The sequence below is a fragment of the Leucobacter soli genome (assembly GCF_042659205.1).
GTDB classification, from domain to species: Bacteria; Actinomycetota; Actinomycetes; order Actinomycetales; family Microbacteriaceae; genus Leucobacter; species Leucobacter soli.
Window position 1 is genome coordinate 1 of record NZ_JBHSRW010000066.1, and the last position, 11256, is coordinate 11256.

12 protein-coding genes are annotated in these 11256 nt (G+C 68.0%); 4 read left to right on the top strand and 8 right to left on the bottom strand.

Going from position 1 to position 11256, the window contains the following annotated elements:
* From ACFPZL_RS06165 to ACFPZL_RS06185, 5 genes are all read right to left on the bottom strand, one after another.
* On the bottom strand, positions 1-1341 hold a 1341-nt coding region (locus ACFPZL_RS06165; protein ID WP_382334894.1), incomplete at its 3' end, for a sulfatase-like hydrolase/transferase.
* Between the two features lie 35 nt (positions 1342-1376).
* Positions 1377-2168: an ABC transporter ATP-binding protein gene (locus tag ACFPZL_RS06170; protein ID WP_382333040.1), complete on the bottom strand. Its 792-nt coding sequence runs from the start codon at positions 2166-2168 to the stop codon at positions 1377-1379.
* Between the two features lie 5 nt (positions 2169-2173).
* Positions 2174-3004: an ABC transporter permease gene (locus ACFPZL_RS06175; protein WP_218114894.1), complete on the bottom strand. Its 831-nt coding sequence runs from the start codon at positions 3002-3004 to the stop codon at positions 2174-2176.
* Positions 3001-3777 (bottom strand): ABC transporter permease, encoded by a 777-nt coding sequence (locus ACFPZL_RS06180; protein WP_218114895.1) that lies wholly within the window; start codon positions 3775-3777, stop codon positions 3001-3003. Before ACFPZL_RS06180 ends, ACFPZL_RS06175 begins: the two co-directional genes overlap by 4 nt.
* Positions 3778-3799: 22 nt before the next feature.
* On the bottom strand, positions 3800-4774 hold the full coding sequence (locus ACFPZL_RS06185) for an ABC transporter substrate-binding protein (RefSeq protein WP_218114896.1): 975 nt from the start codon (positions 4772-4774) through the stop codon (positions 3800-3802).
* Between the two features lie 247 nt (positions 4775-5021).
* Between ACFPZL_RS06185 and ACFPZL_RS06190 the strand changes: the two genes are divergently transcribed.
* Positions 5022-5591 (top strand): helix-turn-helix domain-containing protein, encoded by a 570-nt coding sequence (locus tag ACFPZL_RS06190; RefSeq protein WP_218114897.1) that lies wholly within the window; start codon positions 5022-5024, stop codon positions 5589-5591.
* Between the two features lie 143 nt (positions 5592-5734).
* On the top strand, positions 5735-6133 hold the full coding sequence (locus ACFPZL_RS06195; protein ID WP_218114898.1) for a RidA family protein: 399 nt from the start codon (positions 5735-5737) through the stop codon (positions 6131-6133).
* 88 nt (positions 6134-6221) lie between these two features.
* On the opposite strand, the gene ACFPZL_RS06200 is transcribed toward ACFPZL_RS06195, so the two are convergent.
* Complete coding sequence (locus ACFPZL_RS06200) at positions 6222-7805, bottom strand: multidrug effflux MFS transporter (RefSeq protein WP_328798018.1); 1584 nt, start codon at positions 7803-7805, stop codon at positions 6222-6224.
* Between ACFPZL_RS06200 and ACFPZL_RS06205 the strand changes: the two genes are divergently transcribed.
* Complete coding sequence (locus ACFPZL_RS06205) at positions 7696-8820, top strand: aminomethyltransferase family protein (RefSeq protein ID WP_218114900.1); 1125 nt, start codon at positions 7696-7698, stop codon at positions 8818-8820. The two genes, ACFPZL_RS06200 and ACFPZL_RS06205, sit on opposite strands and share 110 nt — an antisense overlap.
* Positions 8817-9689: a formyltetrahydrofolate deformylase gene (gene purU, locus ACFPZL_RS06210; protein ID WP_236022008.1), complete on the top strand. Its 873-nt coding sequence runs from the start codon at positions 8817-8819 to the stop codon at positions 9687-9689. The genes ACFPZL_RS06205 and purU overlap by 4 nt, the downstream gene beginning before the upstream one ends.
* A 267-nt stretch (positions 9690-9956) precedes the next feature.
* Here purU and ACFPZL_RS06215 read toward each other — a convergent pair whose 3' ends face one another.
* Positions 9957-10643 (bottom strand): endonuclease domain-containing protein, encoded by a 687-nt coding sequence (locus ACFPZL_RS06215; RefSeq protein WP_236022009.1) that lies wholly within the window; start codon positions 10641-10643, stop codon positions 9957-9959.
* 369 nt (positions 10644-11012) lie between these two features.
* On the bottom strand, positions 11013-11256 hold a 244-nt coding region (locus ACFPZL_RS06220; protein WP_382334897.1), incomplete at its 5' end, for a TOBE domain-containing protein.

Below are 11256 nucleotides of genomic sequence, written 5' to 3' on the forward strand. Positions count from 1 at the left end.
GGCCGCCGCGGGCGACTCGGCGGCCGCGCCGCCACCGGCATCGCCGATCCCGCGCTGCCAGCTGATGATGAGCGGAGCGCGCACCCCGCCGCCGTACGTGTGCCCCTTGAAGTACCGGTACGGCGTCGCCGAGACCCTGGCCCAGCCCCGCGGGTAGTGGATCGCCGAGCGCGGCCCGCCCACCTCCTCGAGCGGGGTCTCAAGATCGACGCGCCACGACTCGGGTGGCTCGACGTCGTGGACGAACTTGCTGAGGTAGCTGCGCGTGCCCTCCGGGCCGCCCTCGCCCGAGGCGCCGTTGTCGGAGGCGAACGCGAAGATCGTGTTCTCGAAGTCCCCGGACGCCTTCAGATGCTCGATCAGACGGCCGAGGTTCTGATCCATGTTGTCGACGGCGCCCGCGTACACGCTCATGTAGCGCGCGTAGAGCTCCCGCTGCGACGCGCTCAGCTCGTCCCATGCCGCGACCTCGAAATCGGGGTCCTCGTCGGGCAGCTCCGCGTGCTCGTCGACGATGCCCAGCGCCCGCTGGGCGGCGAAGCGCTCCTCGCGCAGCTGCTGCCAGCCCGCCTCGTAGACGCCGCGGTACCGGGAGATGTCCTCCTCCTTCGCCTGCAGCGGCGCGTGCACGGCCGTGTGAGCGAGATAGAGGAAGAACGGCTTCTCCGGCTCGTTCGCGCGCAGACCGCTCAAGTAGCCGATCGCGCGATCCGTGTACACGTCGGTGAGGTAGGAGTCGTCGTCGGGATCCGGCTCGTACAGCGAGTTGTCCACGTAGAGCCGGTGCGGATGGAACAGCTGCGAGAAGCCGTCGAGATGGCCGAAGTAGCGATCGAAGCCGCGCTGCACCGGCCAGGAGTGCTGGTCGGCACCCTCATGCATGTGCGATTCCTTCGCGAGGTGCCACTTGCCGATCGCGATCGTCGCGTAGCCCGCGGCCTGGAACGACTCGGCGATCGTCGGCGCATCGTCGGGCAGCTCGAGCACGTTGTTCGGGAGGCCTGGATCCGCGTGGGCCACCTCGGCGAAGCCGGCGCGATGCGAGTTGATGCCGGTCAGCAGCGACGCCCGGGCCGGGGAGCACACCGGGTTGGTGTGGTAGTTGGTGTACGTCACCCCGGTGTCGGCGAGCGCGTCGAGATGCGGGGTGCGGATCTCGCTGCCGTACGCGCCCACGTCGCTGAAGCCCAGGTCGTCGGCGAGGATGAGCACGACGTTGGGGGCGCCCGGGCGAGCCGACCGCGGCCGGCGCCAGGCCCGTTCGGTGGTCGCCGCGCGCTCCGTCACCGGGTGCGGGAATCGCTCGTACCCGCGGGCTCCGGCACGCGGATCGCCTGCCACCTGCTCCCTCCCGTCCGGCGCATCCGCCGCGGCCATCAGTGGGCGGCCTGGATCAGTTCGAGCACATGCCCGCGGAGCTCGCCGAACGAGACGTCGGCCCGCGTCCGGATCTGATCCCGCGGGAAGGCGAGCGGCACATCGACGATCGACATCACCTCGGCCGGCTTCTTGCCGATCACGACGATGCGGTCGGAGAGGTAGACGGCCTCGTCGATGTCGTGCGTCACCACCATCACGGTCATCCGGTACTCGTCGCGGATCCGCAGGCACAGGTCCTCGAGCTCGAAACGGGTCTGCGCGTCGACCGAGGCGAACGGCTCGTCCATGATCAGCACCTCGGGCCGATACGCGACCGCTCGCGCGATCGCCACGCGCTGCTGCATGCCGCCGGAGAGCTGCCAGGGGTACTTCTGCGCGGCCTGCGCGAGGCCGACGGCGGCGAGCGCCTCGTCGCTGCGCGCGTGCCGCTCCTCGGCGGAGAGGCCGAGATGCCGCAGCGGGAGCTCGACGTTCTTGCGCACGGTGAGCCAGGGCATCAGCGATCGGCTGTAATCCTGGAACACGAGCGCCAGCTCGTTCGGCGGGCCGTCGATGAGCCGGTCATCGAGCCTCGCCTCGCCGCGGCTCAGCGTATCGAGGCCGGAGAGGCAGCGCAGCAGGGTCGTCTTGCCCACACCCGACGGGCCGACGATCGAGACCAGCTCGCCCTCGAAGACGTCGAAGGTCAGATCCCTGATCACCTCCACCGTTCCGGTGGGCGTCGCGAAGCTCTTCGCGAGGTTTTTCACGGAGACTTTGACGGGGTTCGTCACGTTCGGTCCTTTCAGACGTGTCAACCGGCGCGCTTCACGCGCTGGCTGGCGAAGTACCACCGGAGCGCACGACGGCGCACCAGCAGGAAGAGCAGATTGATGAGGTAGCCGATGACGCCGAGGAGCAGGATGCCCGCCCACATGTCGGCCATGCGGAAGGTCTGCTGCGATTCGAGGGTGATGGCGCCGATGCCGACGGAGATGCCGAGCATCTCCGACGCGATCATCACGATGAAGGCGTACATGAGCCCCACCTGGAGGCCGGAGAACAGCATCGGGCTCGCGCCGGGCAGATTGACCCGGAGCATACGCTCAAAGGTCGTGAGCTTGAACACGGTGGCGACGTCGCGCCGCACCTGGTCGAGCCCGCGCACGCCATCCATGGTCGCGATGGCGATCGGGAACACCGAGGCGACCGCGATGCTGACCACACGAGTCTCGTTGCCGAAGCCGAACAGCGAGATGAAGATCGGCACGAGGGCGACCGTCGGGATCGAGCGGAAGAAGTCCATGATCGGCGAGAGCATCCAGCGGAGCCGCTTGAACGTGCCCATGAGCATCCCCAGGATCACGCCGGCGACCGCCGCGATGGCGAATCCCAGCGCGAGGTTCGCGAGGCTCGGCACCACATCGGACATGAAGTGGTCGAAGAGCCAGAGCTCCCGGAAGCGCTGCAGGATCCGCGACAGCGGGGGGAAGAAGACGTTCGTGGAGTTCGCCGAGAACACCCACCAGGCGGCGAGCAGCAGGATCGGTGCGAGCACCTCGATCGTCAGCAGCGCGCGCCGCGACAGCCTCGGGACCGAGACCGCCGTCTTGGGGATCGAGTAGAGGCGGGTCGTGCTGGTCATGATCTGCGCTCCTCGCGGATACTCGGATGCCAGTGGATGATGCGGCGCTCCGCGGCCGTGCTGACCCAGAGGACGAGGAGCCCGAGGATGCCGAGCAGGAGGACGATCGCGAAGACGCCCTCGGAATCGGCCACCCGCATCACCTTGTAGAGCTGCTGGCCGAGCCCCGGCGCACCGCCGAAGAGCTCGGCGACGATCGCGATGACGAGGGAGGTGGGCGCACCGATGCGGATCGCGCTGACGATCTCGGGGTTGGCGCTCGGCAGCACCACCCGGACGAGCCGTTCGAAGCGACCCATGCGGTAGCTGCGCGCCGTATCGAGCGCGACGGGGTCGGTGTTGATGACGCCGTTCGCCGTCTGCATGAGGATCTGGATCGTGCAGCCGAAGGCGGCGAGGAAGATGCCCATCTGCATCTTCGGTCCGAGCACGAGCACCGCGACGGGCAACACCACGATGGCGGGGATCGGCTTCAGGAACTCGATGGGCACACGCGTCGCGTGCTCGACGACCGGGATGGTGCCGACCAGGATGCCGACCACCACCCCGATCACGATCGCGATCAGGAGTCCGCAGACCGCCGTCAGCAGGGTCTCGCCGGTGGCGACCCACGTCTCGGCCGTTGTGAGAATCTGACCGAAGCGCGCGAGCGTGTCGACGGCGGCGGGGAGCGCTTCGCCGAACAGCTGCATCGAAGCGACCAGCTGCCAGAGCAGCAGCGATCCGAGCACGCCCCCCGCACCGAACAGGATTTTCTGAGTTCGATCACTCATATTGATACCGTCGCGCACTCGCTCAATCCAGGAAGGTGAACTGGGCCGTCGCGTCCAGGAAGCCCATGTCGATGAGCGTCTGGTTGATGCGCTCGAGGTCGGCCACCGGGACATCGGCTTCGAAGAAGTGCATCGGCTTCATATCGGCCGGGTCGAGGTCGAGACCGCCGATCTCGATGCCCAGCTGCTTGACCTCGTCCTCGTTCGCGTTCGCCCAGGTCGCGGCCTGGTAGGTGGCGTCGCGGAAGGCGCGCAGCGCATCGCCGCGCTTCTCGGCCGTATCGGTGCTCGTGAGCCACAGGTCGACCGGTGCACCGTCGAGGAAGTCGGATCCGGGGTAGCCGAGCACCACGGAGCCCTGCGCCTCGGCCTGCAGGTTGAAGGGCGAAATCATCGGCGCGGCGTCGACGCTGCCGTCCTTGAGCGCGGGCAGCGAGGACGCGAAGTCCATGGTCACCCAGTTGATCGTCGACGGGTCCACGCCCGCCGCGACCAGCGCGGACGTGATCGACACCTCGAACGAGGATCCGCGGGCGGAGACCACTATGGTCTTCCCGGTCAGCTGATCCACCGAGGTGATGCCCGACTTCTCGGAGGCGAAGAGCGCACCGCTGTCGTAGATCTCGCCCTGGCCGGCCGGGGCGCCGTCGAGGGAGCCGACGATCACGAGGGGCACGCCCTCGGCCATGGTGCGGACCGCGAGGATGGTCGGGATCATCGCGATATCGACCTCGTTCGACTGCGTCGCGGCGACGAGCGCCGGGGGCGCACCGACGATGACCTTCTCGACTTCGATCCCGGCGTCGGCGAAGAGCCCCTGCTCCTCGGCGATGTCGATCACCGCTTCCTCGGTCGAGCCGTAGACGGCGACCTTGAGCTTCTGCACTCCGGCCTCGCCGCCGGCGTCCGGGCTCTCGCTGCCGGCTCCGCCCGAGCAGGCGGTCAGCAGCAGCGTCGATGCCGCGAGCAGAGCCAAGCCCAGTTTCATTGCTTTCATGTGGATCTCCTGGTGTCGTGAGCCTCATCACTCATTATTGGAAATATCGAACAGTATGAGCCGGTATTTCCATCTCTCAGAGTAGGTCGATCGTTCTCGTAAAAGATCACAAACCGGTAACGAGCACCGATTCCGTTCGATATTTCCGAGACGAGCGGAGAGCTCCGCGCGAGCCGACGCGCCGAAGAACGCCCAACATCCCGGCCCTCCTCCGCCGGTGACGCGAAGCTGGTGACACAATGAACGAATGAACGGTCATGTCGAAGCACTGGCGGAGAACGTGCGCCAGCTACGCGAATCCCACGGACTCTCCCTCTCCCAGCTCAGCGAGCGATCCGGGATCGCGAAGGCGACGCTCTTCAAAGTGGAGCGGGGCCGCACCAACCCGACGCTCGAGACGCTGGTCTCGATCGCCGACACCTTCGACGTCTCGGTCAACACGCTGATCGCGGTCGAGCCCCGCTCCGAGATCGAGGTCGTGCGCCCCGGCGAGGGCGTCGACATCTCCGACGATTCGAGCGTCGGCCGAGTGGTGCGGAACCAGGTCATCGGCTCGGGCACCCTCGAGCTGCACCACCAGATCTTCCGCGCCGGATCGAACGAGACCTCGCCCTCCCACGGCCCCGGCGCACGCGAGCACGTGATCGTGCAGCGCGGCAGCATACGGATCGGCCCCGTGGGCGAAGAGGTGCTCCTGGAAGCCGGCGATTACGCGACCTACCTCGCGAACCGCACCCACCGCTGGCAGACGGGGGACGAGGAGACCGAGCTGTGGATCGTGCACACCTTCCCGCGGCTCTCGCCCACGGCCGAGTGAGGATCCCGCACCCCGAGCGAGCGCCCGGACAGTAGTTTTTCGCGACTACGTCCATTGCCGTAAAAGAACCCCTCTGCTAGCGTCGGAGCCACGCGAGCCCCGATCCGCCGGGCTCGGAATCACCGACTCAGAGGAGCGTTCACGTGTCGACTTGGAAGGCCTTCCGCCCCGACGGGATCCCCCACCCCTTCGCACTCACCCTTTCGAACGAGGAGACCATGTTCGTCTCCGGCCTGGGCGGCCACGACGACGAGGGGAACATCTCGGAGAGCCCCCTCGAGCAGGCGCGGCAGGCGCTGCGCAAGATGCAGGCGCACCTGGAGCGCGAGGGCTTCTCGCTCGACGAGATCGTCTGGTTCCACCCCTACACGACCGACATCTCCTACGCCTTCGAGATGGACGAGGCGCTGCGCGAGGCCTTCGGCGACAACCCGCCCGCATGCGGATCGATGCTCGCCGGCGTGCAGCTCGCGGATCCGCGCATGAAGATCGAGTTCGAGGCGGTCGCGGTGAAGGGCGCCACGCGCGTCAGGGTCAAATAGCCGGTACGACCGCCGTTTCGGCGGCCGGATGCGCGGGGCGGGTGGGATCTCCCATCCGCCCCGTTGCGTACCCGGCACGCGCTCCGGATCAGGCGGCAGACCCGCGCAGCCGCACCCCCGGGGCCGCGCGCAGCGCGAAGTCGAGTCCCAGGCAGACCATCGCGCAGATGGCGAAGGCGATGACGAGCGGCGCGGGCGTGCTGCCGAACATCCCGAGCACGGGGATGACGGACGCCGGGATCAGCGTCTCGAGCGCCCCCATGAGCGCCGATGCGGAGCCGGCCCGATTCGAGGGCACCGCGCCGATCCCGATCGCCGTGGCATTCGCCGAGATCGGAGCGACCATGCCGCAGCTCACGGTGGCCAGCAGGAGCAGGAGCCACAGAGGCAGGGCATCGATCGCGAGGAAGAGGACGAGCAGGGCGACGGACGCCACGAGCACCAGCATCGATCCGTGCAGGATATGCACCGGCAGGAACCGCCGCAACAGAAGGGTGTTCGCGAACCCCGCGAGCAGGAAACCCAGGAAGATCACGGCGAACGAGAGCGAGTAGCCGGTCGGGCTGAGACCGAAGTACTCCTGCAGCACGAAGGACGACGCAGCCAGCCAGGCGGTAATGACGCCGAAGCTCGCCGCGAGCAGGAGCGTCGAGATGAGGTACGGGCGGATCCGCAGGAGATCCAGGAAGTCGCCGGCGATCGCGCGCCCGGGGATGACGCGACGGTTCTCGGCCGGAAGGCTCTCCGGCACGATCAGCACGCTGATGAGCGCGATCACGCTGATCACGACGATGCCCCACATGGTGGCGCGCCACCCGCCCCACTCGGCGAGCGGGCCGCCGATGATCGGCGCGATGACCGGCGCGATCCCGAACAGCATCATGAGGATGCCGAACAGCCTCGCGGCGCGGGCGCCGGTCGCGAGATCCGCGACAACGGCACGGCCGATGACCGGGCCCGCCGCGGCGCCGAAGCCCTGCGCGGTGCGCAGCGCGATCAGGAGCCAGATGTTCGGGGCGAGCGCCGCACCGACGCCCGCCGCGACGAAGATCACGCTGCCGACCAGCAGGGGCCGCCACCGCCCGTAGCGATCCGACATCGGTCCGAGGATCAACTGACCGAGCGCCTGCCCGACGAAGAAGGCGGTGAGGGTCACCTGCACCAGCATCGGCGTGGTGCCGAGATCCGACGCGACGTCGGGCAGTGCCGGGAGGTAGGTGTCCATCGCGATGGAGCTGCTCATGGAAAGCAGGCCGAGCACGGCGACCAACAAGGGTGTCACCGTCGGCGGGCGACGGAGGGCGGAGTGCATCGGCTCCCTCATCTCTGAGCGATAGTGTACGATTTTACGAGAACACTTGATTACTATACGGAACAATGGCGTTCGGAAACCATGCTGCACCCATCTCGGTGCACGACCGACGGCGCACCGCCCGGAGTTTGTACCCGCCGCACAGGCGCGAAGATGGGATACTCGTGGACGCCGAGCACCATCTTCCGCGAACACTGATCGCCCGAGACCACTGATCACCCCGACCCAGATCGCGAGGAGTACCGACCTCATGCCTATGCCGAAGCACCTGAAGCCCTGCCCGTTCTTCGACCGCGTGCCAGCCGACCTCACCGAGGACGAGTGGACGGACGTCGCCGGCCAGGCGACGCCTGAACGCATCACCGGCACCGAGGCCGAGTACCGCGCGTTCCGCACCGGCGTCGGCATGATCGACTTCTCCATGCTCCCGAAATGGGAGATCACCGGCCCCGGGGCGATCGACGTCCTGAACGCGGTCTTCAGCCGCAACGTGTCGGCACTCGCACCCGGCAGCATCGCCTACGGCGTCGTCGTCCGCGAGGACGGCACCATGATGGACGACTGCACCGTACTCATCTACGGCGACGACCACGTGCGCCTCACCGGCGGCAACTGGGAGGTCGAGGACGTGATCCGCTCCTACCTCACCCCGGAGACCTCGCTCACCGAGCTGCGCAGCACGATCGCAACTCTCTCGGTGCAGGGCCCGAAGAGCCGCGAGACGCTCCAGAAGCTCACCGCCACCGACCTGAGCAACGAGGCCTTCCCGTACTACACCTTCCAGACCGGAGTCGACCTCGCCGGCATCCCCGCCCACATCAACCGCATGGGCTTCACCGCCGAGCTCGGCTACGAGGTCATGGTGCCGATCGAGCGCGCGCTCGACCTCTGGGACGCGGTCGCCGAGGCCGGCGCCGAGTTCGGTGCGATCGGCTGCGGCGGCGGAGCGCTCATGATGGTCCGTGTCGAAGCCGGCATGGTCATGGGAGACCTCGAGTACGACGCCGAGACGACGCCGTTCGAATGCCGGATGGGCTGGTCGGTCGACCTCGACAAGAAGCAGTTCCACGGTCGCGACGCGCTCGTCGCGCTCAAGGACCGGGCCAGGCGGACCGTCGCCTCGATCGTCGTCGACGGCGAGCCGGAGGGCCTGGACGAGGCCCCGCTCTTCGACGGCGACGTCGAGGTCGGCTTCATCACCATGGCCGTCCCCTCCCCCGAACTCGGCGGACGCACGCTGGCGCTCGCCCGCGTCGCCAAGGGGCACGCTGCCAAAGGCAACGGCTTGTCCGTCCGCGCCGACGGCGGCGACCATGCCGCAGAGGTGGTCGCGACCCCGGTCTACGACCCGCAGCGTCTGAAGGTCCGCTCGTGAGCGCCGCGCAGACCGCCCGCGAGCTGGTGACCCACGTCCTGACCCTGCGCTGCACCGACGAGCCCGGAATCGTCGCCGCGGTGTCGCAGACGATCTTCTCCCACGGCGCCAACATCGTCGACAGCGCGCAGTACGCGCACGAACGCAGCCAGACGTTCACGCTGCGCATGGAGATCGATGTGCCGGCCGATGCCGCCACCCGCTTCGACACGGACCTGCGCAGCGAGCTCGCCCGATTCGACCCGATCCTCTCGCTCCGCCGGAAGGCCGAGCTGCGGCGCGTGATCCTCATGGTGAGCAAGGCCGACCACTGCCTCTGGGATCTGCTCTACCACTGGCAGGCGGGCGACCTGCCCGTCGACATCGTCGCGGTCGTCTCGAACCACGAGACGCTGAAGCCGCTCGTCGAGCCGCACGGCATCCCGTTCCACCTGCTGCCGATCACCCCCGACACGAAGGTCGAACAGGAGGCGAAGCTGCGCGCGCTCGTGGCCGATACCGGCGCCGATTTCATCGTGCTGGCGCGCTACATGCAGATCCTGAGCGACGACTTCTGCTCGCGCTACCCCGGGCGGATCATCAACATCCACCATTCGTTCCTGCCCGGCTTCAAGGGCGCCAAGCCCTACCACCAGGCCTACGACCGCGGGGTGAAGCTCATCGGGGCGACGGCGCACTACGTGACGAGCGACCTCGATGAGGGGCCGATCATCGAACAGGATGTGGTGCGCATCTCGCACCGCCACCTCGAGGACGACCTCGTCAAGATGGGCCGCGATGTCGAGCGCCGCGTGCTGACCCGCGCCGTGCGTCTGCACGCCGAGGACCGCGTCATGCTGACCGGGCACCGCACCGTCATCTTCGACTGAGCCGCCGCCACCCGGGGGCCGCGTCAACACTGGGAGTCGGCCCGCGTGCTGCCGCTCACCCCTGGGTGCGGCCGGCAGGCCGTGGGCCGGGTGCGGGGCCGGCGCAGCGTGAGAAGTCTGCACAGCGTCAGCTATCGGCACAGCGTCAGCTGTTTTTCGAAGTTCTCACTGACGCTGCGCAGATAGCCGACGCTGCGCAGGTGGCTGCCACCGCGCATATCTCCGACGCCGTGCAGACAGTGCAGGCACCGCGGTCACGCGCAGCACTCAGGCGGCGAGGTGCAACCCTTGGGAGATCGCGTCCATGATGAGTTGCTGCACGTTCGGCCAGTCGCGCATCACCTGCGTGTAGCCGATTCGGATGACTTCGTACCCGCGCAGTCTCAGCTCTGCATCGTGCCGATTGTCCGCCATGCGCTGCGCCCCGGAATGCTGACTCCCATCGATCTGCAGCACCAAACGCTCTCCGATCAGGAAGTCGACGCGATGACCGTGCACCCACGCCTGCGCCACGATCCTCACCCTGAGCCAGGCCAGCCTGGTGCGCACATACGATTCGAGGCCCGAGTCGGCGAAGCGGTTGCTCGCCGCGAGCACATCCTTCGCCACTCCGGCGAAGGGCAGGCGTGAAAGCACCAGCCACTCGACCAAGCCGTTGTTCAGCGCCGAGTCCCAGATCGCGACGGCCTCCTCGAACGGCTGGCAGCGAGCGACCGCATCGAGCACGTTCGCGAGCGGATCCTCGAGCGCATCGGGGTCGCGCTGCACCAGCGGGGTGCGCCAGTGCAGCACCCCCGACGGGCGGCTCCTGGCCCCGCTTTCGCGGACGGCGAAATGCCTGACCGGTTCGCTGCGCACCCAGAGCCCGAGGCGATTCGCCTGAGTGATGCAGCCGAGCAGCACGCCGTGCCGCGCTGCGAGCAGCAGTCCCGGGTCGGCGGAAGGCTTCGCCACCCACCCCCGTCGCGGGCGGATCAGCCGCCCTGTCTCGAGAGCTTCGGCGATGCGATGTCTGCTCCATCCTTGAGCGATCAACGAGGATGTGCGGGCGACGCCTTGGGTGCCGAGCGGGTCGATCATCCTCTTACTCTGCAGCCTCCGAGCTCGGCACATCGGGGCCTTCAGCGAATCTGTGGAGAAGTCGCGTTCGTGCCTGCTTGTGGGGGCCGAACAAGACCGGGTGCATTCCTTCGGCTCGCCTCGCTCGGCGGCAACGCAGCGTCAGCTTTCTGCACGGCGTCAGCTGTTCTTCGAGAATCTAGCTGACGCTGTGCAGGTTCCTGACGCTGTGCAGAAAACCGGCGCGGATGCCTGAGGCGGATCTCAGCCGGCCGCGACCGCGCTCAGCGTCGACGTGAGGGTTGCCTCGCCGCCCTCGGCCAGGACGACCGCCTCCTCCGTTCGCCACCAGACCTCCACGGCGTCGCCCGGTCGCAGCCCGGCGTTGCCGTCCGGCCCTGCGGCGCTCTCGCTCTGCCGCGAGGTCAGCGTCCCGATGCCCGGCACCTCGAGGCTCACGCGCAGCGAGGATCCCAGGTAGGTCGCACCGCGCACCGTGGCGGCCGTG